Below are 20,802 nucleotides of genomic sequence, written 5' to 3'. Positions count from 1 at the left end.
GCCATCCCGACGCAGAAAGGTAGAACCGGCCGCCGATATCTGTCCAGTCAAGCAGTCAGGCGAAAGCGAAGATACGGGCCGGACCGCCGGTGCCACCGCGCACCTTTGGCGCGCCCACCACGATGGTTGCGCCCGAGGCCGGCAACGCTGCAAGATTGGCAATGCCCTCGATGCCGTAGCGCCCGGAAGGCAGCCACGTGTTGTGGACGATGAAGTCCGGCGAAGGCCCGAAATCGAGCGACAGCGTATCGACCGCGATCGCCTTGGCGGAGGTCTCGTCCATCAGCATTTGCACCGCTTCGACATGGAAGCCGGGGAAATGCATCGTCTTGCCGTCGTCTCCGACATTGCGGAACTTGTCGGTGGCCACGTGCCGGTCCCAACCCGAATTCATCGCAATGCATGCGCCCTCAGGTATGTCGCCGTTCGCCGAAACCCAGGCGGCGATGTGATCCGGCGTCACCTGCACGTCGGGGTTCTCCTCGGCTTCGGCGGCAATGTCGATCACCACGAGGGGGCAGATCAGATCTTCTACAGGTAGTTCGGCGACCGACTTGCCATCGGCGGTGAAATGCAGCGGCGCGTCGATATGGGTGCCAGTATGTTCGCTCAGGCGCAGTTCGTAGAGGTTGAAGGTGTCCTTCGCGAAATCGTACTGCTTCTCGAAGAAGAGTTGCTGGCCACCGAAATAGGTCGGGAACGTATCCCATAGCTCATGCGTGAGGCCGCTCCAGCCGGCTGCGGCGGGCATGGACGCGGCCGGGCTCTGGGCGGCGGCTGAAACCGGCAGTGCGCCGAGTGCTGCGGCCCCTGCCACGGCCGCACCACCCTTGAACAGGCTACGGCGCGACAGCATGTTCTGCTTAACGTTTTCAATGACGCAATGATGGCACATCTTCATTCCCTCTCCGGTCATCGTTTCAACGATGCCAGACAGAATGATCCCCCATCACGGGTTACGCAAGGTAAGGATTTGCGCTGGTCAGACGCGCTGGAAGATGTTCTCCACATGCACGGGCCAGCGGCGCGGCAGCACCGCCACCATGTCGAAACGGATCGAGAGACGGGCATGGTCGGGCTGGCGCATCAGCCAGAGATCCGCAGCGTCCGCGATACGGCGCTCGCTCAGGTGCCCGATGGCCTCCATGGCCTGCACCAGCGTGGAGCGCACCTTGACCTCGACGATGAGCACGAGGTCGCCCCGCCGCACGATCAGGTCGATCTCGCCGAGTTTTGTGCGGTAGCGCCGTTCGACGATGCGATAGCCCTTGAGCATTAATGCCAGCGACGCCAGCCACTCACCCCGGCTGCCGCGGCGCAGGGCGCGTTGCCGCCTCGCCCGCACACCGTCAGCCATCGCTCTTGAGCTCCATCAGCCGGCGGTAGAGGTCGGCCTTGCGCGCGCCGGTCATTTTAGCCGCCTCGCTGGCAGCCCGCGATGCCCCCATCTCGCCGGCCAGCGAAAGCAACAGCGCATCGACATCCTCGACCGTGGAGGCTTCCTGCGGAGGCGCCACGCAGATGACGACCTCGCCCTTGGGCGTGTCTTCCCCGGCATAAGCCTGCGCCAGCGCTGCCAGAGACCCCCTACGCATCTCCTCGAAGGTCTTGGTGAGTTCACGGCCGATGGCGGCTTCCCGGTCGCCCAGCACCTCGGCCATGCCGGCAAGGCAATCGGCGAGCCGGCGCGGCGATTCGTAGAAGATCAGCGTTGCCGGCACCGCGCGCAGTTCGTCGAGCCTCGTCTTTCGCTGTCCGGACTTTACGGGCAGGAACCCGGCAAAGAGGAACGTATCGGACGGCAGTCCCGACGCCGTGAGTGCCGCCAGCAGGGCCGACGCGCCGGGTATCGGCACCACGCGGCCGCCAGCTTCCACGACCTCGCCGACCAGCCGGAAACCCGGATCGGAAACCAGCGGCGTGCCTGCGTCCGAAACCAGGGCAACGCTCTTGCCCGCCAGCACTGCCTCGACCAGCTTCGGCCCTGCCTCGGCTGCGTTGTGCTCGTGGTAGGCGGTGGTTCGGCGCCTGATGCCGTAACGGTCGAGCAACACGCGCGTGACGCGGGTGTCCTCGCAGGCGACTATGTCTGCAGCCGCCAGCGTCTCCAGCGCGCGGATGGTGATGTCGCCGAGATTGCCGATCGGGGTCGCCACCAGATAGAGCGCGGGCTCCAGCCGGCGCGCGGAAAATTCCGCCTGCCCGATCAGATAGCTGCGCTTGCCGTCCGTGTCCGCCCGGTCCATCGGCCTATCGTGCCAGATCGGCGACCACCGCGTCGAGCACGATCATGCCGGCCGAGGTTGCGCGCAGGCGCGAGTTGCCGACGGGCGCCACCAGCGCCTCCTCCTGGAGCGTGGCGATGCGGCGCGACGACAGCGGCCGGCCCGAAAGCTGCTCGTAGCGCGCAAGGTCGATGCCTTCGGCAAGCCGCAATCCCATCAGGAGGAATTCGTCGGCCTCTTCCGAACGCGTCAGCACCTCGCCGCCGATCACGCCGTGCCCCTTCGCTTCGACAAGATTAAGCCACGTCTCCGGCATCTTCTCGGTGAAGGTGACGATGCGGTGCCCGTCTTCCAGAAAACGGCCATGTGCACCCGGCCCAACGCCGACATATTCGCCGTAGCGCCAGTAGACGAGGTTGTGACGGCTCTCGGCCCCCGGCCTTGCATGGTTCGAGATTTCGTAGGCCGGAAGACCGCGTGCTGCAGTCACCTCCTGCGTCAGCCGGTAAAGATCGGCCGAATGGTCGGGATCGGGCATCGCGAATTTGCCGGCCGCATGCAGGGCATGGAAGCGCGTGCCTTCCTCGATGGTGAGCTGGTAGAGCGACAGATGATCGGCCGCATAGCCGATGGCTTCGTCGAGCTCCTTCTCCCACGCGTCCATCGACTGGCCGGGTCGCGCGTAGATCAGGTCGAAGGACAGGCGCGGGAAGGTCTCGCGCGCAAGCCGGATCGCGCCCAGCGCCTGCTCCACGTCATGCAGGCGGCCGAGGAAACGCAGGTCGCCATCGTTCAGCGCCTGCACGCCGAGCGACACGCGGTTGACCCCCGCGTCGCGATAGCCGCGAAAGCGCGTCGCCTCGACCGAGGACGGGTTTGCCTCCAGCGTCACCTCGATGTCGGCCGGCACGGTCCAGTTGGCGGCGATCGCCTCCAGCACGGCTCCAACGGTCTGCGGCTTCATCAGCGAAGGCGTGCCGCCCCCGAGGAAGATCGAGGTCACCTCGCGCGGACCGGTGCGCTCCCGCATCGATGCCATCTCGGCCGCGAATGCGGCAGCGAAACGCTCCTCGTCGACCTTCTGGTGGCGGACATGGCTGTTGAAGTCGCAATAAGGGCACTTGGCCGCGCAGAAAGGCCAATGAACATAGACACCGAAGCCGGGCTGCCGGTCGTCAGGGATCATGCGTCAACCAGCATGGCGTTGGCGAAGCGGGCGAAGGCGCGGGCGCGGTGCGACAGGCCGAGGTCGCCGCGGCCGGCTTCCCAGGAATGCTTCTGCGAGGCCGGCATCTCGCCGAACGTCTCGTCGTAACCGTCCGGCTTGAAGACCGGGTCGTAGCCGAAGCCGCGCTCGCCGCGTGGCGGCCAGACCAGCGTGCCCTCGACCTCGCCGCGGAAATATTCGGCATGGCCATCGGGCCAGCACAGACAGAGCACCGCCACGAAGCGCCCGGTGCGGGCGTCCGGGGTCACCGCACCTTTTTCCCGCAGGAGGTCTTCCACCTTGCGCATTGCCATGCCGAAATCGCGGCCGTCAGCGGTTTCGGCCCAGTCGGCCGTGTAGACGCCCGGCGCGCCGTCGAGCGCGTCGACGACAAGCCCGCTGTCGTCGGAGAGCGCCGGCAGCCCGGTTGCCGAAGCCGCGGCATAAGCCTTGATGTAGGCGTTTTCCTCGAAGGTCGTGCCGGTCTCGGCAGGTTCCGGCAGTCCGTAATCCGCGGCTGATCCAGCCTCCAGTCCGAACGGCGCGATCAGTTCGGCAATCTCGGCCAGCTTGCCCTTGTTGTGGCTCGCCACAACGATCTTCGCTGCCTCAAGCTTCCGCATCTAAAGCCCCCAGATCTTCGGGTTTGCGATTTCGATCGAATTGCCTGCCGGATCGCGAAAGTAGATCGAGCGTCCACCCTGGGGCCACTCGAAATCGGCCTCGATGACGATCCCGCGCCCCTCGATGCGGGTTTTCCACTGCTCGATCTCATCCTCGGTTCCGCGAAAGCACAGATGCCCGGCGCCGCTGGTGCCGTGGGGCGGCACAGGCAGCCGCGCATCGGATGCCGGGGGCTGTACGGTCTTGTCCGGATCGAAGAGCAGCAGGACGCCGTCTCCGCAGCGGAAGAACACGTGGCGGCCGTCCACCTTCGCAATGCGCTCCAGCCCCATCACCTCGGCATAGAAAGCCTCGGCCTCGTCGAGATCATCGACATAGAGCGCGGTTTCGAGGATGCCGGAGGGGGTCATGATGAACCCCGCGAACGCAAAGCGTTGGTGCAGCGATACCCCCACCCCTTACCCCTCCCCACAAGGGGGAGGGGGATTCTGAGGCGCCGATGCCCCCCTCCCCCTTGTGGGGAGGGGTAAGGGGTGGGGGTCTGAAAAAGAACCATATGGCCGCCCTTACGCGATCGCCATCTTCTGCAGATTGACCAGCCGGCTGATGCCGGAGCGTGCCAGCGCCATCAGCGCGGCGAATTCCTCCTCCGAGAAAGGCTCGCCCTCGGCGGTGCCCTGTATCTCGACGATGCCGCCCTTGCCGGTCATGACGAAATTGGCGTCGGTGCCGGCCGAGGAATCCTCGTCATAGTCGAGATCGATCACCGGCACGCCATTGTGGATGCCGCAGGAGATGGCGGCCACATGGTCCTTCAGCACCTTGCCGACGCTGACCATCTGGCGCGCTTCCATCCATTTGAGGCAGTCGTGCAGCGCCACGAAGCCGCCAGTGATCGCGGCCGTGCGCGTGCCGCCATCGGCCTGCAGCACGTCGCAGTCGACGGTGATCTGCATCTCGCCGAGCGCCTGCAGGTCGATCACAGCGCGCAGCGAACGGCCGATCAGCCGCTGGATCTCCAGCGTGCGGCCACCCTGCTTGCCGGACGAAGCCTCGCGGCGCATTCGATCGCCGGTCGAGCGTGGCAGCATCCCATACTCGGCCGTCACCCAGCCCTTGCCGGAATTGCGCATCCAGCCGGGAACGCGTTCTTCCAGGCTGGCGGTGCAAAGCACATGAGTGTCACCGAACCTGACGAGGCACGAGCCCTCGGCATGTTTGGAAAAGCCGCGTTCGAAGGAGATTGCCCGCATCTCGTCGGGCTGGCGCTTGGATGGCCGCATGGATTCTGTCCGGTCCTGTTCAATGTGCCGGGGCTTGTAGCCGCAGCAACGGCGCGACGCAAAGGAAAAGGCAAACAGCGCACGACCTTCACAGCCGTTGCGCCCGCGCAGCCGACGATTATATCCTCCATTGAACGAGACAGGCAGACAATGACCAAGCCAGTGATGGACCAGCAGTTGCAGTCGCTCGACGCACGCTCGCGCGACATCTTCCGGATGATTGTCGACAGCTACCTGCGCGACGGTGAGCCGTTGGGTTCGCGCAACCTTTCGCGGCTGTTGCCGCAATCGCTCTCACCGGCGACGATTCGCAACGTGATGAGCGATCTGGAACAGCTCGGGCTGATCTACGCACCACACGTTTCGGCCGGACGGTTGCCCACCCAGCAGGGTCTGCGCTTCTTCGTCGACGCCTTCATGGAGGTCGGCGACCTTTCCGACGACGAACGTCGCGTGATCGATGCGCAGGTCAAGGCATCCGGCAGCGGCGCGACGCTGGAGCACATGCTGACCGAGGCGAGCCAGATGCTTTCCGGCATGTCGCGCGGCGCAGGCCTGGTGCTTGCCACCAAGAACGAGGTGCCGCTCAAGCATATCGAGTTCATCCAGCTCGAGCCTACGCGAGCGCTCGCCGTGATGGTCTCGCAGAACGGGGATGTGGAAAACCGTGTCGTCGAATTGCCGGCCGGTGTCACGGCATCGCAGCTTCACGAGGCGTCGAACTTCCTCAATGCCCATATCCGGGGCCGCACGCTGGCGGAGGCGCGAGCGGAGATCGCCAAGCTCAAGGAAGAGACCAAGACCGCGCTCGACGCGCTGTCCCAGGACCTCGTGGAACGCGGACTCGCAATCTGGGCCGGCGCAGAAAGCGGGCTGCCTGCGCGGCTGATCGTGCGCGGCCGGTCCAACCTTCTGGAAAACATAACGGCCGAAGCGGACCTAGACCTGCTGCGCCACCTGTTCGACGATCTGGAAACCAAGGAAGGCCTGATCCAGCTTCTCGACCTCGCCGAGGAAGGCTCCGGCGTACGCATCTTCATCGGCTCCGAGAACAAGCTGTTCTCGCTGTCGGGCTCGTCGCTGGTGGTCGCGCCCTATCGCGACAAGGATGCCCGCGTCGTCGGCGCGCTGGGCGTGATCGGGCCGACACGGCTCAACTATGCCCGTATCGTGCCGATGGTGGATTACACCGCGCAGGTCATCAGCCGCCTGTTGCGCTAGGAAGGAAATCGACATGTACCGACTGATCGGCAGGATGCGGGCGAAGCCCGGCCAGCGCGACGCCCTTCTCGGCCTGCTGCTCGAAGGCAGCGGTGATATGCCCGGCTGCCTCAGCTACATCGTGGCCCGCGACCCCGCCGACGGCGATGCGATCTGGGTGACGGAGGTCTGGACCGACGAGGCCAGCCACAAGGCGTCACTTGCACTGCCTGCCGTTCAGGCCGCAATTACCAAGGCACGGCCGCTGATCGCCGGCTTCGACAGCCATACGGTCACCGAGCCGGTGGCGGGCATTGGCCTGCCTGGATAGGAACCTTTTCCCCTCCCTTTGCATCCGGCTCTTGATTTTCGCGCCCCGAACATCGATATCGGGCGCAACTTTCAAGAACCATTCCAAAGACGGGATCTGGCGATGAGCGAACAGCCAAAAGACGAACGCGCGCCCGAGCAAACCGCGGCAAAGAGCGAGTATGCCGAAACGGCTGCAACCGGTGAGGCCTTCCAGGCCGAAACGGAGGCCGATGCGCAGGGGCAGGCAGCCGATTATGAAGCTGTCGTGCGGCTGGTAAAGGAAAACGAGGAACTTAAGGACCGTGCACTGCGGCTTGCGGCGGAGATGGAGAACCTGCGCCGGCGCACCCAGCGCGACGTGCAGGACGCCAAGTCCTATGCGATCGCCAATTTCGCGCGCGACATGCTGCAGGTGTCCGACAATCTGCGCCGCGCGCTCGACGCCATTCCGGCCGAGGCCAAGGCTGCGGGCGATGCCGGCTTCACCGCTCTGATCGAAGGCGTCGACATGACAGAGCGTGCGATGCTGTCGGCACTCGAGCGCCATGGCGTCAAGAAGCTGGAGCCGATCGGCGAAAAGTTCGATCCGCATTTCCATCAGGCGATGTTCGAGGTGCCCAATCCCGAAGTGCCGGCCAATACGGTCGTGCAGGTTGTGCAGACCGGCTACGTCATCGGCGAGCGCGTCCTGCGCCCGGCCATGGTCGGCGTGGCCAAGGGCGGCCCGAAACAGCCTGCCGAGCAGGCGGCGCCCGCAGAACCCGGCCCGCCGGACCCCCAGGCGGAAAAGGACGCCTGAACAGGACCATCGTCGCCCGATCGAAACTCGTCAGTGCGTCCTTCGAGGCCCACCGTGGTTCTCGAACCGGCATTGCTACCTTCCACACGCCAAGCCCTTCCGCTAGAGATCGTAGCGGGAGGTCGCGATGGACCAGATCATCTTCCTCGACTATGCCGGCGTCGCGGTGTTTGCCGCGACCGGCGCGCTCGCGGCATCGCGCAAGGAACTCGATGTCATCGGCTTCCTGTTCCTGGCCGGCGTGACCGGCGTCGGCGGCGGCACGTTCCGCGATCTCATCCTCGACGTACCGGTGTTCTGGGTGCAGAACCACGACTACCTGCTGGTCTGCGCGGTGATGGCGGTGGCCGTCTACTTCTCCGCCCACCTGATCGAGTCACGCTACCGTCTGCTGCTGTGGCTCGACGCAGTGGGGCTGGCCGCCTACTGCGTGTTCGGCGCCTGGAAAGGGCTGGTCGTAACCGGTTCAGCGATGGTTGCCATCGTCATGGGCATGCTGACGGCCACCTTCGGCGGCATCCTGCGCGACATTCTTTCAGGCGAACCATCGGTGCTGCTGCGTCCTGAAATCTACGTCACCTCCGCCATGGCGGGCGCGGTGACCTTTACAGTCCTCGACATCGCGGGCCTGCCGCTGCTTTTGGCCGCCGTCCCTGCCTTTCTCGTCGCATTCGCCATTCGTGGCGGCGCATTGCGCTTCGGCTGGTCGTTCCCGCCCTACAAGAGCCGACCCGGCCGGCGTCCGGAGGATATCCCGTGAGCGTCAGGCCAGTCCGTGCTGCTGGGCTTCCTCCAGCAGATTCTGGCGCGGGCGCGGGCCGATCTGCTGGATAACCAGCCCGGCGGCAAGAGAACCCAGAGCGCCACAATCGGCAAGGCTGCGCTCGGCCGTATAACCGTACAGGAAACCAGCCGCATAAAGGTCGCCGGCGCCCGTGGTGTCGACCAGTTCAGCGATCTCGATGGCATCGACCTGTACGGTCTCCTCACCGCGCACGACGACCGAGCCGCGCTCGGAGCGCGTCACGGCGGCAATCTTGCAATCCTTGCGGATCGCATCCAGCCCCGCCTCGAAGGAAGAGGTCTGATAAAGCGACTTCAGTTCGCTCTCATTGGCGAAAACGATATCCACCATGCCGGAGCGCATCAGCTCGAGGAACTCCTCGCGGTAGCGGTCGACGCAGAACGGATCGGACAGTGTCATCGAGACCTCGCGGCCAGCCGCATGCGCGTGACGCGCGGCCATGCGGATCGCCTCCTTGGCACGTGGCGGATCCCACAGGTAACCCTCGAAATAGGTCACCTTGGCGCCGCTTGCCTTCTCGGCCTCCACATCTTCCGGTCCGAGCTCGACGCAGGCGCCGAGATAGGTGTTCATCGACCGCTCGCCGTCCGGCGTGACGAAGATCATCGAGCGCGCCGTGGGTGGCTCCCCGGACAGCGGCCTGGTGTCGAAAGCGACGCCCTGCGCGCGGATGTCGTGCGTGTAGATCGTGCCAAGATGATCGTTGGACACCTTGCCGAAATAGGCAGCACGTGCGCCGAAGCTTGCAATGCCAGCAGCCGTGTTGCCCGCGCTGCCGCCCGACGCCTCGATCGCCGGCCCCATGCGGCTGTACAGAAGCTCGGCACGCTCGGCGTCGATAAGGTTCATCGCCCCCTTGATGATGCCGTTGTCGGTCAGGAAGGCTTCGTCGCAGCGCGCGATGATGTCCACGATCGCATTGCCGATGCAGAGCACGTCGTACTGGCTCATGAATGTCTCCGAAGTGCCGGCAAGCGGTCGCCTGCCAAGCATTGAACATCGGGCGGGTTTAGCCGCTGTGCCCCGAAATGCAAGTCCGCGCGCAACAAGGCTGTTCATCCAAATCAAACTTGAGTATAGGCGCGCATCCTTTCTGACGTTACGGCAATCCCATGGCCGAAAGCTGGTCCTTTCATTTCGACGGCAAGCATCCCGAACGCCGCTATCGCAGCGGACGCGTGCAGTATCTTGACGGCCCGTTTCAAGGCTGGATGGAGGGTTCCGAGCTTCGCCCGGGGTTTCATCTCTACCGGATCAACGGCATTTCCACGCATCGCTACGAGCTTGCCCCCAAAGGCGTGATGCGGCGCGGTTCGCTCGTTCTCGGCAATATGCTCGGAGGCGCCGGCTGCGTGAAAACAGGCGACGCTGAAGACCAGAGCTGGCGGGACGACCGCAACTTCTTCGCGCTAACGCCCGAGACGCCGGTTTCCTATCACATTCAGCCCGGCAAGACATGGAGCACAGTGGGTGTCGTACTCGAACCGCAGACGCTGGCGGAACTGACGGCCGGCGACGATCTGCCCGGCCTCGCGCGCAACGCCATTGATGGTAAATCCCGGCCGTTCAGCATGATGCGGCCGCTTGACGGCCCTGCAACGGCGCAGCTTGCAGACGATATCATCAACATGAACTATCAGGGCAAGATGGGAGAGCTCTATCGCCAGGCCAAGGCGATGGAGTTTCTGGCGCGCCTGCTGGATATGCTCGACACCCCGGTCGATGCGCGCGCGCTTACGGCGCGCGAGAAGACACGTATACGCGAGGCTCGCGAGCGGCTGCTGGCCGATCTGCGAAACCCGCCCGATCTGCACGAGCTCGCGCATTCCGTCGGCCTGAGCGCCAAACGGCTCAACCAGGGCTTTCGCATGGTCTTCGGCACAACGGTGTTCGATCATCTGCGTGACGCCCGGCTCGACCGCGCACGGCAATTGATCGCCGAGGGCAGCGACATGCCGCTGAAGCAGCTGGCCTGGGAAATGGGCTACGGCCACCCGACGAACTTCATCAGCGCCTATCGGCGCCGCTTCGGCATCTCGCCTGCACGGCACCGGCGCGACGGTTTCCCCGAAGACTGACCTGCATCTCCCTCTGCCACCCTATGCGCGCGGGGCAAAAGCTATGCGTGCGTGAATTACCGTTGCCGATGTCGCGGCGCCGCGACTACTCGTCCGCCATCTGCGAAGGGGCTCCCCGGTCTGCTCGAGCCCTTCGCAGGCAATCGCAGGCGAGACGTAGATCGGCTGGTCAACATCCACTCGGCTTGCTTGCCCGAAGGGCCGGCCCGCACCGCGTCGGGTCGGCCCACAGGCAATTCTTGCGTGGATGCAACGGCCGAACCGCCGCGCCGCAACCCGCTCCTCAACTCATATGCACGGATCATGCTCATGAAGGCATTCATCACTCCTTTCACGCCGCTGCCGGCGTTCCGCTCCGACAGAATTCCCAGACCAACCGTACGGTGGTTGCCATGAACAGGCTCGCAATCGTCGTGCTATGCACCGTGCTCGCTGGATGCAGCCAGACCTCGACGCCGGCTAGCCCCACTTCGGCCAGCAGCACCGCAGCAACGGCGGCAACATCGCGGACCCCAGCGCGCCAGGCTGCTTCCGCTGCAAACGCCTGCGATACGGCAATCAGGAACCAGGCCAACTCGGCGATGCTGGGCGGCGCGCTTGGCATGGTCGGTGGTCTCGGTGGCTTCGGGGGACGTGGCGGCATGGTTGCCGCGCAGGTCGCCTCGACCGCCGGCGGTGCGATAGCCAGATCCCAGCAAGCGCAAGCCCAGGCCAATGTGATGCGCGAATGCCAGGCACGACAGGGCTACTAGAGGGACCCCACATGAAACGGATAAAGTCTGCGCTGCTGGCCGCGCTGGCATCGCTTTTCCTTGCCTCCTATGCAGTCGCACTGGAAAGCAGGCAGGCGGCGATCGTCGCCGACGTGCTGGAGACACTGGCGGCGGAACGCGGCGAGCCGGTCTATTACGACGACGAGGCCGCGGACGACTGGCATGAATTCGACGCCGACGGTGACGGGCTCATTCCGGCAGCCGGCTTTACCCGCGAGAGCTGGCAAGTCGCCTACGAGCAGACGATGAAAGGTCTTATCGCACTGATGCCGCAGTCCGAATTCGACGCCATGTTCGGCAATGTCGAGGAGAAGGTCGCCGCGCTTCAGGGCCTGACCGCCGAACAGAAGCGCGAGCTGGCGGGCGACTTCATGGCTGAGGCGGAGCGGGTGAAGGCCTATAGGGCCGAAGGTGCGACCTTTGCCGAAGCGGTGCGGCCCGTGGCCAGCCGGTTGCGCGCGCTCGGCGACCAGTAGTTCAAGCACGTTCGCCGAGGCGGCGGCGTCGTGCCGGGCCTCCGCATCCCTCAGTGCGGAGGCCCACTTCTTGCAGCGGAGGGAGCGGCTGCCTATCTGCGGATGATGCAGGTGCGCCCATGATCCTCCAAGCAGCATCCGCGGCTCTAGGCCGCCTGTTCACGCCCGAATTCCGCGCCGTCTTCTTCAAGACGCTGGGGCTCACCATTCTCGCGCTCATCGGCCTGTGGTTCGCGATCGGCGGCCTGTTCGACGTACTGGCCCTGCCCACGCTGCAGGAGCTGATGCCCGACCTGCCGGGATGGGCGGCCTGGTTCGGCGTTGCTGCGACATTCGTTGCCGGCCTGATGCTGGCGCTGGGCCTCGGCCTGCTGATCGCGCCGGTGACCGCCATCATCGCCGGCTTCTTCCTTGACGATGTCGCCGAGATCGTCGAACGCGAGGACTATCCGCAGGACGTGCCCGGCAAGGCTCTGCCTCTGATGACGGCGGCAATCGTCTCGGCCAAGTTCCTCGGCCTCGTCTTGCTCGGCAATCTTCTGGCGCTGCTTCTGCTGCTGGTGCCGGGCGTCAATCTGATCGCGTTCTTTGTCGTCAACGGCTATCTGCTCGGCCGGGAATTCTTCGAGTTCGCGGCCATGCGCTTCCGCAGCGAGGCCGATGCGAAGGCCCTGCGCCGCCGCAATGCCGGCACGGTGTTCGGCGCCGGGCTGTTGATCGCCGCCGTCCTGTCCGTACCCATCGTCAACCTGCTCGCGCCGCTGTTCGCCGCAGCGATGATGGTGCACCTGCACAAGCTGGTGTCGGTGCGCGAAAGCCGGTCCACGCCTGCAGCCGCGCGCGCTTACTGACCGGTCAGTCGGTCCCGCCGTTCCACTTCATGTTCATGTAGACATCGCCGCGCTTCAGCTCGTCCAGCATCTGGTCGAGACGTTTGCGCCGCGTCTGCTCGCGCGCGGAGCGTGCGATCCACCCGATATAATCGTTGCGCTGGTAGGCGGGCCGCGCGTCGTAGCTTGCCATCAATCCGTCTTCGTCAAGCGCGTCGCGCACGAAGGCGGGCATCGGGTGCAGGGGGCGTTTCAGGACCATGGACGGACTTTATCGCCGCGAGAATGGCAGGCAAGGTGCCTCGCTCTCGTTCCTGCCATCGCTGTCTGCGCAACCACCGCGTCTTGACAGCGGAAAGATTCGTATCTATCCAATCTTTACGTTGTAAACATTTGTCCGAGGGGACTCACCCGATGACCGATCTCATTCTGGCCATCCTCCATCACCTGCTCGTTTTTGCGCTGTTTTCCATCTTCGCGGTTCAGATGACGCTCGTGCGCCCGGGGCTGGAAGCCTCCACTGTCAGCCGCCTCGCGCGACTGGACGGCGCCTATGGCGCGCTTGCGATGGCGGTCATCATCGTCGGTTTCGCGCGGGCGATCTTCGGTCTCAAGGGATGGGACTACTATAGCACCTACTGGGTATTCTGGGCCAAGGTCGGCGCCTTTCTGCTGGTCGGCCTGCTGTCGGTGCCGCCGACGCTTCGCTTCCGCCGCTGGCTCGGCGCTGCCAGGGCCGACGCAGGCTACATCGTGCCGGACGACGAGGTCGGCGCGGTTAGAACGTGGCTCGGCCGCGAAGGGCTGGTCCTGCTGCTGATCCCCATCCTGGCCGCGATGCTGGCGCGCGGTATCGGCTACTGAGCCGCCAAAGGCTCGGGATCGCCGATCGGCACCAGTGGCGCGGGGGTGGAAGTGGTCTTGTCCGGCGATTTGCAGATGTCGGCGATGACGCAGGCCGGACAATCCGGCTTGCGCGCCTTGCAGACGTAGCGGCCGTGCAGGATCAGCCAGTGATGCGCATGGCGCATGTATTTGTCGGGGATGATACGCACGAGCGTGTCTTCCACCTGTTCGGGCGTCTTGCCCGGGGCCAGGCCGATACGGTTGCCGATCCGCAATATGTGGGTGTCGACCGCCATGGTCGGCTGGCCGAAGGACATGTTGAGCACCACATTCGCGGTCTTGCGGCCGACGCCGGGCAACGTCACCAGCTCCTCGCGGGTCTGCGGCACCGCGCCGCCGAAATCGCGGATCAGCGCCTGCGATAGTGCGATGACGTTGCGGGCCTTGTTGCGCCAGAGCCCGATGGTGCGAATGTGTTGACCGACCGCCTCCTCGCCCAGCGCAAGCATCTTTTCGGGTGTGTCTGCGACTGCGAACAGCGCCCGCGTGGCGCGGTTAACCCCGGCATCCGTCGCCTGCGCCGACAGCACCACCGCGACCAGCAGCGTGAACGCATTGACATGCTCGAGTTCGCCCTTCGGCTCGGCGCGCTGCACCGAAAAGCGGCGGAATATCTCGTCGATCTCGTGCGGCGTGTAGAGGGTCCGGCGGCGACGGCTTGCGGCGGGCCGCTTGGGCTGCGACGCCGCGGCCGCCTTTTTGCTATTGGGCTTTTCCATGGGCACTCTATACTCCGTGCCATGGACGAAACGAAAGCCGCAGACGAGCCGATTTTCCGCGCGCTGCTGACCCCCTACCGCTCATTGGGACGGACGGGTTTCATCGTGCTGATGAGCGTGCTCGGCGTGATCTGGCTCGGCACCGGCCTGTTCTTCATGTCGATCGGCGCATGGCCGGTTTTCGGCTTCTTCGGCCTCGACATGGTGGCGATCTACGTCGCCTTCCGGTTGAACTATCGCGCCGCACGGGTGCGCGAGGAGGTGTCGGTGTCGCGCAGCGCGCTCGACATCCGCAAGATCGCACCTTCGGGCCGCACCGAGGCACACCGCTTCAACCCCTTTTGGACACGGTTCCGCGTCGCGCGCCACGACGAGATCGGCATCACCGACATGGCCGTCGAAGGCGAAGGAAAACGGGTCGGAATCGGCTCGTTCCTCAACCCGGACGACCGCGAGAGTTTCGCAACAGCCTTCGGCCGCGCGCTCGCCACGGCCAAGGCCGGATAAGGCAGGAATCGGGTGGCGAAGACGACCGTGCAAAACGATATTGGCGTTCAAGGAGATATTGCCATGAACGCACAGACCGCCATCCTGCAACGCGACGTGACGCCGGTCGGCAACGACTACGAGGTCGTCCGGCGCGCCATCGAAAAGATCAGCCTCGACTATCGCGACCAGCCGTCGCTGGAAGAGCTAGCGGCGGATGTCGGCGATACGCCGACCGGGCTGCAGAAGCTGTTCACCCGCTGGGCCGGACTTTCTCCCAAGGGCTTCCTCCAGGCGGTGACGCTCGACCATGCCCGCCGGCTGCTCGACCAGGGCATGCCGCTTCTCGACACCGCCTTCGAGGTCGGCATGTCGGGGCCGGGGCGGCTGCATGACCTCTTCGTCACTCACGAGGCGATGTCGCCCGGCGACTACAAGAGCCGCGGCAAGGGCCTGACCATCCGCTACGGCTATCATCTGTCGCCGTTCGGAATCGCGCTCGTCATGGTGACCGATCGCGGGCTTGCCGGCCTTGCCTTCTGCGATCAGGGTGGCGAGCGAGCGGCCTTCGAGGATATGTCCGGCCGCTGGCCGAACGCGACCTATGTCGAAGACCTTTCGGCGACGACGCCCTATGCCGGGCGCGTCTTCGAACCGTCGCGCTGGCGCGCCGACGAACCGTTGCGCGTGGTGTTGATCGGAACCGACTTCCAGGTCCGCGTCTGGGAAGCGCTGCTCAAGATCCCGATGAACCGGGCGCGCACCTATTCGTCGATCGCGGCCGAGATCGGCAATCCGACTGCAAGCCGGGCGGTTGGCGCAGCCGTCGGGGCCAATCCGGTTTCCTTCGTGGTTCCCTGCCATCGGGCACTGGGCAAGTCAGGCGCCCTCACCGGCTACCACTGGGGCCTGACGCGCAAGCGCGCCATTCTCGGCTGGGAGGCTGGACAGGTCGCAAGCTGACCGGTCTTACTCCACGCCTGCAAATCGGCTAAAGCCTCCCGGGACATCATCTAGGGAGGCTTTTTCGTGATAACCGTCATCGGCTCCGCCAATCTCGACCTGATCGCCACCGTCGATCGCCTGCCTCGACCGGGCGAAACGGTTCCCGGCGACGGCTTCTCCACGGCGCCGGGCGGCAAGGGCGCCAATCAGGCTCTCGCTGCGCGGCGCGCCGGCGCCGATGTGCGGATGGTCGGCGCGGTCGGCCAGGACGCCTTTGCGGACCAGGCGTTGGCGCTGCTGCAGGAGGGCGGCGTCGACCTGTCCCAAATGCGCCGGGCCGAGACCGCGACGGGTATCGCCGTGATCCTGGTGGAAGCCGCGGGCGAGAACGTGATCGCGATCGTGCCGGGCGGCAATGGCACGGTTTCGCCTGCCGATGTGGCGACGGCGAAACTGTCGGCCGACGATTTCCTGATGATGCAGCTCGAAATCCCGCTCGATGCCGTCGAGGCGGCACTTGCCGCGGCACGACAGGCCGGCGCGCCGTCGATGCTCAACACCGCGCCCTTCCGCGCCGAGGCAGGCAAGCTGCTCGCCGAAGCGGATTATGTGGTCGCCAACGAAACCGAGTTTGACCTCTACGCGGACGCACTCGACCTAGCGGGCGACGACCGCGAAGCCAGGATGCGGGATTTCTGCGCCCGCACCGGCCGCATCGTTGTCGTCACGCTGGGTGCTGAAGGCGTCATGGCCGCGACGCCGGACGGCGTGGTTCGCGCGCGCGGCCTCGCCATCACGCCGGTTGATACGGTGGGCGCAGGCGACACCTTCTGCGGCTATCTGGCGGCCAGCCTCGAGCAGGGGCTTGCGCTTGAAGAGGCGCTGCGGCGCGCGGCAGTCGCCGGCTCGCTTGCCTGCCTGAAACCCGGCGCACAGCCAGCCATACCCTTTGCCGCCGAAATCGACGAGGCGCTGAAAGCGAATTGAACCACATCCGGACTCGTGCAAGCTTGCGCCTTCCGGAGGACGTCCATGAACCCTGAAGCCTATTTCGCCTATCTCGCCGTCTGCCTGGTCGCGATCATCGTTCCAGGCCCGACCAACACGCTCATCGTCGCCAACGGCATGCGCCACGGCACCAAGGCGGGGCTGCTCAACGTCGCCGGAACCCAGGCCGGGCTCGCGCTGATGCTGGCCATCGCGGGTTTCGGGCTGACATCGGTGGTCGAGACCGCCGGGCATTGGTTCGAATGGATCAAGTTGCTGGGCGCGGCCTATCTGATCTGGGTCGGATGGCAGATGATCCGCGCCAGCGGCCGCATCGATAATTCACCAACGGCCCGCAAGCCGCGCGGCGGCTTTTTCATGCAGGGCCTGCTGGTCTGCCTTGGCAATCCCAAGCAGCTCCTGTTCTTCGGCGCGCTGCTGCCGCAGTTCATCGATCCGGCGGCCGACCACGCGATGCAGATCGCGATCCTCGGCGTCACCGCGCTTTCGCTCGCCGCCCTTTGCGACGGCGCCTATGCGCTCGCCTCCGGCCAGATCGGCCGCGCGCTTTCCGAGCGCGTCGTCAGGACCATTACCCGCGTTAGCGGCGGGATGCTGATCGGCGGCGGGCTCTGGCTCGCTTTCTCGCGGGCGAAATAGGGCCGCTGGAAAGGAAAGACGTGCCGTCGCTCAGCTTGCGCATCAATCTCGATCCCGAAGGTCGCATCGGGCCGGGCAAGATCGAACTCCTGGAGCATATCGCATCCTTCGGCTCGATTTCGGCCGGCGCCCGGCAGATGAACATGTCCTACAAGCATGCCTGGGACCTCGTGGAGGAGATGAACCAGCTCTTCGGCAAGCCGGTGCTCGACACGCAGAAAGGCGGCCAGCGCGGCGGCGGCGCGCAACTCACCCCGACCGGTCTTGCGCTCGTCAGCCGGTTTCGCGCGATCGAACGGGCGGCTCTCGCCGCAGCCGAGCCGCATATGGCCGCGCTTCAGTCCGAAATCGGCGAGGACTGATTCCCTATTCGCTCTCGCCGTCGAGCGCAGGGATGGCCACGCCTGCGATTTCGGCCGCGGTCAGCCGGGCCGCGCTGGCGCGCGCGATCCGCAGCATGAGCGCCTTGCGGGTCGCAGGCGGCAGCCGGTGCTCCGGCGCATCGCGCAGGATCTCCGCGCCGTAACCGTCGGAGAGTATGAAGCCGCATTCGTCCGGAAAAATCCCGGCCGGCACTTCCGGATGCGTGGCGAAGAAGAAGCGGTCGGAATGTAGCCGGTATTCCGGCCATTTGCGATCGACCCGGAAGTCCTCGATCGAGGACTTGATCTCGATGATCCAGATGTCGCCCTTGCGCGTCAGCGCAACGAGATCGGCGCGCCGTCCGGAGGCCAGCGATATTTCGGGGATCACGGAGGCGCCCATTTCCATGAGCAGTCGCTGGACGCCGCGACGCACCACCATGGCGCGCTCGGACTGGCGTCCGTCGGCCAGGGGATTTACGGGAATCGGAGAGATGATCGGCATGGAGCGAGAATGGCATCAAAGGCGTCGGCATTGAACCGTCAGGCGTGCGTATCCTGCAACGCTCCCGCCATATCGTCGAGGATCGGGCAATCGGGCCGGTCGTCGCCGTGGCAGGCCGTGATCAGGCGGTTCAGCGTGCGGCGCATCGATTCCAGTTCGCGCATCTTCTCCTCGATCGCCGCGACATGCGCGATCGCGATCTCGCGCACGTCATGGCTGGCGCGGCTTCGGTCCCTGTAGAGCGTCATGAGCTGCCGGCATTCATCGATCGAGAAGCCCAGGCCCCGGGCGCGCTTCAGGAAAGCCAGCCGATGCACGTCGTCGCCGGAATAGTCGCGATAGCCGTTTGCCGACCTGTCCGGCTTCAGCAAGCCGGCGTCCTCATAGTAACGGATGGTCTTGGCTGGAAGACCCGAGCGCCGGGCGGCTGCCGAAACGTTCATCTAACACCTCTCTTTAGCTATGCCCGCCCTCGAAAGGATGAGCAATGTGGAGCGCGTTTTCTTCACGAAGCCGTGAGAATGTTGCGCATTTACCATAGACCTGCAGTAAGCTGCGACGGGGTCGTTGCACATGGGCGTCGGAGACTTGGCAAACGCCGCTGGGTAAGCCAAACAGACCATGGCAGAAATACGGCTCGAATCGGGCAACAAGCTGGCTGTGGGGGTTTGAGTATCATATGCGACTGAAGACGCTTTTCATCGTTGCGGCGCTTGGGGCTGCAACTGCGCTTGCGGGATGTAGCACCGGGGGCACGATCTTCACCTCGGAATACGGTGCCAAGAAAGACTCCGGCTACCAGCTTCCGCAGATTCCGATCAACAAGGTGCCGAGGCAGTATCACCGGCAGATCGTCAAGTACGACACCAGCGAGAAGCCCGGCACGATCATTGTCGATACCAGCGACAAGTTCCTCTATTTCGTGATGGGCGACGGCAAGGCCATGCGCTACGGCATCGGCGTTGGCCGCGAAGGCTTCGAGTGGAACGGCACGGCGCGCATCGCGATGAAGCGCGAGTGGCCGACCTGGACGCCGCCGGCAGCGATGATCGGTCGCCAGCCCGAGCTCGCCAAGTGGCGAGGCGGACAGCCGGGTGGCCTCAGCAACCCGCTCGGCGCGCGCGCGCTGTATCTCTTCAACAAGGGTGGCGACACCGGTTACCGGCTGCATGGCACGCCGGAATGGAATTCGATCGGCAAGGCGATGTCGTCCGGCTGCATCCGAATGATCAACCAGGACGTCATCGACCTCTACGAGCGCGCCGACGTGGGCGCGAAGGTGATCGTGAAATAAGGCGGACCGTCTAGGCAACACTGACGTCCCAATGCAGAAAACCGGGCGCAAGCCCGGTTTTTTGTTGTTCATCGGCAGGTCGCTCGGTTGAGCGAATTATCGGGCAGCGTTCAGGAAATCTGCTCGACCTGCTGCACTTCGGGCACGAAGTGGCGCAACAGGTTCTGGATGCCGTGCTTGAGCGTGGCGGTCGAAGACGGGCAGCCGGCGCAAGCACCCTTCATGTGCAGGAAGACCGTGCCGTTCTCGTATCCACGGAAGGTGATATCGCCGCCGTCCTGCGCCACGGCCGGACGAACGCGGGTGTCGAGCAGCTCCTTGATCGTCAGGACGATCTCCTCGTCCTCCTTTTCGTAGAACTCCTCGCCAGCGCTTGCAGCGCGACCTTCCGCTGCCGCGTTCAACGAAGCCATGACCGGCTGGCCGGACATGAAATGCTCCATGATCGTGCCGAGGATCGCCGGCTTGAGGTGCTGCCAGTCGTGCTCGTCGGACTTCGTGACGGTCACGAAATCGTAGCCGAAAAAGACGCCGACGACACCGGGCACGCCGAACAGGCGGCCTGCGAGTGCGGATGCGGCGGTCGCCGAATCGGCATCGCGGAAATCCGCCGTGCCTTCCTCGAGCACGACCTTGCCCGGCAGGAACTTCAGCGTTGCGGGATTTGGCGTGGCTTCGGTCTGGATGAACATCAGCGTTCTCCGTTCATATAGTTTGGAATAGTTCTAAATAGGCCTGCCAGCGCAGAACTGCAAGCGCCAATCGGCCTTCATATGGTGAGCGGTGGCCCGCCGCGCAATCTCCGGAAACGGATCAGGCGAGGCTTTCGATATCCTCGTCCGACAGGTTCATCGGTACGACCGTGACCGGGATGGGGAACGCGGCACCCTTGCCGGCAACCGAGGCGACCAGCGGTCCCGGCCCCTCTTTCGCGCCACCGGCGGCCAGCACAAGGATTGCGATGTCCTGATCGTCCTCGATCAGCTTGTGGATTTCTTCCGTCGGTGAGCCCTCGCGGATCACAAGCTCCGGTTCGATGCCGATCCGCTCGCGCACCTTCGCCGCCTGGGCATCAAGCACCGCAGCAGCGGCGGCATTGGATTCCTCGCGCATGATCTGCTCGACGCCGAGCCAATGCTGGAAATCGCCGGGTTCGATGACGTAGAGGAGCACAACAGAGCCGTTGGTCGCCTGCGCGCGGCGCGAGGCATAGGCGATCGCGCGCTCGGACTCCGGCGTTTCATCGGCGACAGCAAGGAATTTCCGCCGGTGACCGGCTTCACGGCTCAGACGTTTGGAAACCATCTAATCTCCCGACCCGGCACC

General features: G+C 64.8%; 29 protein-coding genes. 15 read left to right on the top strand and 14 right to left on the bottom strand.

Translation table 11 applies throughout. The features are described from left to right. Positions 1 to 55: 55 nt before the first annotated feature. The 7 genes from ACVJNE_RS17190 to rph all read right to left on the bottom strand — a co-directional run bounded on the left by ACVJNE_RS17190 (position 56) and on the right by rph (position 5,339). Positions 56 to 895 (bottom strand): cyclase family protein, encoded by an 840-nt coding sequence (locus tag ACVJNE_RS17190; RefSeq protein WP_499567782.1) that lies wholly within the window; start codon positions 893 to 895, stop codon positions 56 to 58. 87 nt (positions 896 to 982) lie between these two features. Continuing rightward, on the bottom strand, positions 983 to 1,357 hold the full coding sequence (locus ACVJNE_RS17185; RefSeq protein WP_499567515.1) for a YraN family protein: 375 nt from the start codon (positions 1,355 to 1,357) through the stop codon (positions 983 to 985). Further along, the gene (gene rsmI / locus ACVJNE_RS17180) at positions 1,350 to 2,246 is read right to left on the bottom strand and encodes a 16S rRNA (cytidine(1402)-2'-O)-methyltransferase (RefSeq protein WP_499567513.1); all 897 of its coding nucleotides are present in this window, start codon (positions 2,244 to 2,246) and stop codon (positions 1,350 to 1,352) included. The genes ACVJNE_RS17185 and rsmI overlap by 8 nt, the downstream gene beginning before the upstream one ends. A 4-nt stretch (positions 2,247 to 2,250) precedes the next feature. Beyond that, the gene (hemW, locus tag ACVJNE_RS17175; RefSeq protein ID WP_499567511.1) at positions 2,251 to 3,411 is read right to left on the bottom strand and encodes a radical SAM family heme chaperone HemW; all 1,161 of its coding nucleotides are present in this window, start codon (positions 3,409 to 3,411) and stop codon (positions 2,251 to 2,253) included. Next, entirely contained in the window at positions 3,408 to 4,055 is a 648-nt protein-coding gene (locus ACVJNE_RS17170) for a non-canonical purine NTP pyrophosphatase (protein WP_499567509.1), read from the bottom strand. The genes hemW and ACVJNE_RS17170 overlap by 4 nt, the downstream gene beginning before the upstream one ends. Then, positions 4,056 to 4,466, bottom strand: a complete 411-nt coding sequence (locus ACVJNE_RS17165) for a VOC family protein (RefSeq protein WP_499567507.1) — start codon at positions 4,464 to 4,466, stop codon at positions 4,056 to 4,058. It abuts the gene before it with no gap. A gap of 156 nt (positions 4,467 to 4,622) precedes the next feature. Next, positions 4,623 to 5,339 (bottom strand): ribonuclease PH, encoded by a 717-nt coding sequence (gene rph, locus ACVJNE_RS17160; protein WP_499567505.1) that lies wholly within the window; start codon positions 5,337 to 5,339, stop codon positions 4,623 to 4,625. Between the two features lie 150 nt (positions 5,340 to 5,489). Here rph and hrcA point away from each other — a divergent pair, with 150 nt between their 5' ends. The 4 genes from hrcA to ACVJNE_RS17140 all read left to right on the top strand — a co-directional run bounded on the left by hrcA (position 5,490) and on the right by ACVJNE_RS17140 (position 8,410). Beyond that, on the top strand, positions 5,490 to 6,560 hold the full coding sequence (hrcA, locus tag ACVJNE_RS17155; RefSeq protein WP_499567503.1) for a heat-inducible transcriptional repressor HrcA: 1,071 nt from the start codon (positions 5,490 to 5,492) through the stop codon (positions 6,558 to 6,560). 13 nt (positions 6,561 to 6,573) lie between these two features. Next, a complete protein-coding gene (locus ACVJNE_RS17150; protein ID WP_499567501.1) occupies positions 6,574 to 6,870 on the top strand; it encodes a putative quinol monooxygenase in 297 nt (98 codons plus the stop codon). Between the two features lie 102 nt (positions 6,871 to 6,972). Then, entirely contained in the window at positions 6,973 to 7,650 is a 678-nt protein-coding gene (gene grpE / locus ACVJNE_RS17145) for a nucleotide exchange factor GrpE (protein ID WP_368801908.1), read from the top strand. A gap of 127 nt (positions 7,651 to 7,777) precedes the next feature. Beyond that, entirely contained in the window at positions 7,778 to 8,410 is a 633-nt protein-coding gene (locus ACVJNE_RS17140; protein ID WP_499567499.1) for a trimeric intracellular cation channel family protein, read from the top strand. 3 nt (positions 8,411 to 8,413) lie between these two features. Here the strand turns inward: ACVJNE_RS17140 and ACVJNE_RS17135 are convergent, their stop codons facing one another. Beyond that, complete coding sequence (locus tag ACVJNE_RS17135) at positions 8,414 to 9,406, bottom strand: adenosine kinase (protein ID WP_499567495.1); 993 nt, start codon at positions 9,404 to 9,406, stop codon at positions 8,414 to 8,416. A 161-nt stretch (positions 9,407 to 9,567) separates the two neighbouring features. Between ACVJNE_RS17135 and ACVJNE_RS17130 the strand changes: the two genes are divergently transcribed. The 4 genes from ACVJNE_RS17130 to ACVJNE_RS17115 all read left to right on the top strand — a co-directional run bounded on the left by ACVJNE_RS17130 (position 9,568) and on the right by ACVJNE_RS17115 (position 12,633). Continuing rightward, on the top strand, positions 9,568 to 10,533 hold the full coding sequence (locus tag ACVJNE_RS17130) for a helix-turn-helix domain-containing protein (RefSeq protein WP_499567493.1): 966 nt from the start codon (positions 9,568 to 9,570) through the stop codon (positions 10,531 to 10,533). Positions 10,534 to 10,925: 392 nt separating this feature from the next. Further along, a complete protein-coding gene (locus ACVJNE_RS17125) occupies positions 10,926 to 11,285 on the top strand; it encodes a hypothetical protein (RefSeq protein WP_499567491.1) in 360 nt (119 codons plus the stop codon). Positions 11,286 to 11,296: 11 nt separating this feature from the next. After that, on the top strand, positions 11,297 to 11,782 hold the full coding sequence (locus ACVJNE_RS17120; RefSeq protein ID WP_499567489.1) for an HAD family hydrolase: 486 nt from the start codon (positions 11,297 to 11,299) through the stop codon (positions 11,780 to 11,782). 119 nt (positions 11,783 to 11,901) lie between these two features. Then, a complete protein-coding gene (locus ACVJNE_RS17115; RefSeq protein WP_499567487.1) occupies positions 11,902 to 12,633 on the top strand; it encodes a sulfate transporter family protein in 732 nt (243 codons plus the stop codon). Between the two features lie 4 nt (positions 12,634 to 12,637). On the opposite strand, the gene ACVJNE_RS17110 is transcribed toward ACVJNE_RS17115, so the two are convergent. Then, complete coding sequence (locus ACVJNE_RS17110) at positions 12,638 to 12,874, bottom strand: YdeI/OmpD-associated family protein (protein ID WP_499567485.1); 237 nt, start codon at positions 12,872 to 12,874, stop codon at positions 12,638 to 12,640. Positions 12,875 to 13,026: 152 nt separating this feature from the next. On the opposite strand from ACVJNE_RS17110, the gene ACVJNE_RS17105 reads away from it, so the two are divergent. Continuing rightward, the gene (locus tag ACVJNE_RS17105; protein WP_499567483.1) at positions 13,027 to 13,476 is read left to right on the top strand and encodes a DUF2214 family protein; all 450 of its coding nucleotides are present in this window, start codon (positions 13,027 to 13,029) and stop codon (positions 13,474 to 13,476) included. On the opposite strand, the gene nth is transcribed toward ACVJNE_RS17105, so the two are convergent. Further along, positions 13,470 to 14,237, bottom strand: a complete 768-nt coding sequence (gene nth, locus ACVJNE_RS17100; RefSeq protein WP_499567482.1) for an endonuclease III — start codon at positions 14,235 to 14,237, stop codon at positions 13,470 to 13,472. The two genes, ACVJNE_RS17105 and nth, sit on opposite strands and share 7 nt — an antisense overlap. Positions 14,238 to 14,258: 21 nt before the next feature. On the opposite strand from nth, the gene ACVJNE_RS17095 reads away from it, so the two are divergent. The 5 genes from ACVJNE_RS17095 (at position 14,259) to ACVJNE_RS17075 (ending at position 17,677) form a co-directional block, all read left to right on the top strand. After that, complete coding sequence (locus tag ACVJNE_RS17095; RefSeq protein ID WP_499567480.1) at positions 14,259 to 14,744, top strand: DUF2244 domain-containing protein; 486 nt, start codon at positions 14,259 to 14,261, stop codon at positions 14,742 to 14,744. Between the two features lie 63 nt (positions 14,745 to 14,807). After that, positions 14,808 to 15,686, top strand: a complete 879-nt coding sequence (locus tag ACVJNE_RS17090; protein WP_499567478.1) for a methylated-DNA--[protein]-cysteine S-methyltransferase — start codon at positions 14,808 to 14,810, stop codon at positions 15,684 to 15,686. Between the two features lie 66 nt (positions 15,687 to 15,752). After that, entirely contained in the window at positions 15,753 to 16,655 is a 903-nt protein-coding gene (locus ACVJNE_RS17085) for a ribokinase (RefSeq protein WP_499567476.1), read from the top strand. A gap of 45 nt (positions 16,656 to 16,700) precedes the next feature. After that, the gene (locus tag ACVJNE_RS17080) at positions 16,701 to 17,315 is read left to right on the top strand and encodes a LysE family translocator (protein WP_499567474.1); all 615 of its coding nucleotides are present in this window, start codon (positions 16,701 to 16,703) and stop codon (positions 17,313 to 17,315) included. A gap of 20 nt (positions 17,316 to 17,335) precedes the next feature. Further along, on the top strand, positions 17,336 to 17,677 hold the full coding sequence (locus ACVJNE_RS17075; protein WP_368801897.1) for a winged helix-turn-helix domain-containing protein: 342 nt from the start codon (positions 17,336 to 17,338) through the stop codon (positions 17,675 to 17,677). A gap of 4 nt (positions 17,678 to 17,681) precedes the next feature. Here the strand turns inward: ACVJNE_RS17075 and ACVJNE_RS17070 are convergent, their stop codons facing one another. Both ACVJNE_RS17070 and cueR read right to left on the bottom strand, forming a co-directional pair. Next, positions 17,682 to 18,182, bottom strand: a complete 501-nt coding sequence (locus tag ACVJNE_RS17070; RefSeq protein ID WP_499567472.1) for an MmcB family DNA repair protein — start codon at positions 18,180 to 18,182, stop codon at positions 17,682 to 17,684. Positions 18,183 to 18,220: 38 nt separating this feature from the next. After that, positions 18,221 to 18,625 carry a Cu(I)-responsive transcriptional regulator gene (cueR, locus tag ACVJNE_RS17065; RefSeq protein ID WP_499567470.1) on the bottom strand — a complete coding sequence of 135 codons (405 nt, stop codon included), beginning with the start codon at positions 18,623 to 18,625 and terminating at the stop codon, positions 18,221 to 18,223. Between the two features lie 236 nt (positions 18,626 to 18,861). On the opposite strand from cueR, the gene ACVJNE_RS17060 reads away from it, so the two are divergent. Beyond that, positions 18,862 to 19,476, top strand: a complete 615-nt coding sequence (locus tag ACVJNE_RS17060; protein ID WP_173187718.1) for a L,D-transpeptidase — start codon at positions 18,862 to 18,864, stop codon at positions 19,474 to 19,476. Between the two features lie 110 nt (positions 19,477 to 19,586). On the opposite strand, the gene ACVJNE_RS17055 is transcribed toward ACVJNE_RS17060, so the two are convergent. Then, a complete protein-coding gene (locus ACVJNE_RS17055; RefSeq protein WP_368801895.1) occupies positions 19,587 to 20,168 on the bottom strand; it encodes a NifU family protein in 582 nt (193 codons plus the stop codon). Positions 20,169 to 20,289: 121 nt separating this feature from the next. Continuing rightward, positions 20,290 to 20,781 carry a universal stress protein gene (locus ACVJNE_RS17050; RefSeq protein WP_379013604.1) on the bottom strand — a complete coding sequence of 164 codons (492 nt, stop codon included), beginning with the start codon at positions 20,779 to 20,781 and terminating at the stop codon, positions 20,290 to 20,292. Positions 20,782 to 20,802 lie beyond the last annotated feature (21 nt).

Source organism: Mesorhizobium sp. DxT, from assembly GCF_058448885.1.
Note: the sequence above shows the minus strand (reverse complement) of the source record. Positions and strands in the feature narration are given on the sequence as shown.

Excerpts from the sequence above, each read along its gene's own strand:
- ACVJNE_RS17190 (WP_499567782.1), bottom strand. The coding sequence starts at position 895 with ATGTGCCATCATTGCGTCATTGAAAACGTTAAGCAGAACATGCTGTCG.
- ACVJNE_RS17185 (WP_499567515.1), bottom strand. The coding sequence starts at position 1,357 with ATGGCTGACGGTGTGCGGGCGAGGCGGCAACGCGCCCTGCGCCGCGGC.
- rsmI (WP_499567513.1), bottom strand. The coding sequence starts at position 2,246 with ATGGACCGGGCGGACACGGACGGCAAGCGCAGCTATCTGATCGGGCAG.
- hemW (WP_499567511.1), bottom strand. The coding sequence starts at position 3,411 with ATGATCCCTGACGACCGGCAGCCCGGCTTCGGTGTCTATGTTCATTGG.
- ACVJNE_RS17170 (WP_499567509.1), bottom strand. The coding sequence starts at position 4,055 with ATGCGGAAGCTTGAGGCAGCGAAGATCGTTGTGGCGAGCCACAACAAG.
- ACVJNE_RS17165 (WP_499567507.1), bottom strand. The coding sequence starts at position 4,466 with ATGACCCCCTCCGGCATCCTCGAAACCGCGCTCTATGTCGATGATCTC.
- rph (WP_499567505.1), bottom strand. The coding sequence starts at position 5,339 with ATGCGGCCATCCAAGCGCCAGCCCGACGAGATGCGGGCAATCTCCTTC.
- hrcA (WP_499567503.1), top strand. The coding sequence starts at position 5,490 with ATGACCAAGCCAGTGATGGACCAGCAGTTGCAGTCGCTCGACGCACGC.
- ACVJNE_RS17150 (WP_499567501.1), top strand. The coding sequence starts at position 6,574 with ATGTACCGACTGATCGGCAGGATGCGGGCGAAGCCCGGCCAGCGCGAC.
- grpE (WP_368801908.1), top strand. The coding sequence starts at position 6,973 with ATGAGCGAACAGCCAAAAGACGAACGCGCGCCCGAGCAAACCGCGGCA.
- ACVJNE_RS17140 (WP_499567499.1), top strand. The coding sequence starts at position 7,778 with ATGGACCAGATCATCTTCCTCGACTATGCCGGCGTCGCGGTGTTTGCC.
- ACVJNE_RS17135 (WP_499567495.1), bottom strand. The coding sequence starts at position 9,406 with ATGAGCCAGTACGACGTGCTCTGCATCGGCAATGCGATCGTGGACATC.
- ACVJNE_RS17130 (WP_499567493.1), top strand. The coding sequence starts at position 9,568 with ATGGCCGAAAGCTGGTCCTTTCATTTCGACGGCAAGCATCCCGAACGC.
- ACVJNE_RS17125 (WP_499567491.1), top strand. The coding sequence starts at position 10,926 with ATGAACAGGCTCGCAATCGTCGTGCTATGCACCGTGCTCGCTGGATGC.
- ACVJNE_RS17120 (WP_499567489.1), top strand. The coding sequence starts at position 11,297 with ATGAAACGGATAAAGTCTGCGCTGCTGGCCGCGCTGGCATCGCTTTTC.
- ACVJNE_RS17115 (WP_499567487.1), top strand. The coding sequence starts at position 11,902 with ATGATCCTCCAAGCAGCATCCGCGGCTCTAGGCCGCCTGTTCACGCCC.
- ACVJNE_RS17110 (WP_499567485.1), bottom strand. The coding sequence starts at position 12,874 with ATGGTCCTGAAACGCCCCCTGCACCCGATGCCCGCCTTCGTGCGCGAC.
- ACVJNE_RS17105 (WP_499567483.1), top strand. The coding sequence starts at position 13,027 with ATGACCGATCTCATTCTGGCCATCCTCCATCACCTGCTCGTTTTTGCG.
- nth (WP_499567482.1), bottom strand. The coding sequence starts at position 14,237 with ATGGAAAAGCCCAATAGCAAAAAGGCGGCCGCGGCGTCGCAGCCCAAG.
- ACVJNE_RS17095 (WP_499567480.1), top strand. The coding sequence starts at position 14,259 with ATGGACGAAACGAAAGCCGCAGACGAGCCGATTTTCCGCGCGCTGCTG.
- ACVJNE_RS17090 (WP_499567478.1), top strand. The coding sequence starts at position 14,808 with ATGAACGCACAGACCGCCATCCTGCAACGCGACGTGACGCCGGTCGGC.
- ACVJNE_RS17080 (WP_499567474.1), top strand. The coding sequence starts at position 16,701 with ATGAACCCTGAAGCCTATTTCGCCTATCTCGCCGTCTGCCTGGTCGCG.
- ACVJNE_RS17070 (WP_499567472.1), bottom strand. The coding sequence starts at position 18,182 with ATGCCGATCATCTCTCCGATTCCCGTAAATCCCCTGGCCGACGGACGC.
- cueR (WP_499567470.1), bottom strand. The coding sequence starts at position 18,625 with ATGAACGTTTCGGCAGCCGCCCGGCGCTCGGGTCTTCCAGCCAAGACC.
- ACVJNE_RS17060 (WP_173187718.1), top strand. The coding sequence starts at position 18,862 with ATGCGACTGAAGACGCTTTTCATCGTTGCGGCGCTTGGGGCTGCAACT.
- ACVJNE_RS17055 (WP_368801895.1), bottom strand. The coding sequence starts at position 20,168 with ATGTTCATCCAGACCGAAGCCACGCCAAATCCCGCAACGCTGAAGTTC.
- ACVJNE_RS17050 (WP_379013604.1), bottom strand. The coding sequence starts at position 20,781 with ATGGTTTCCAAACGTCTGAGCCGTGAAGCCGGTCACCGGCGGAAATTC.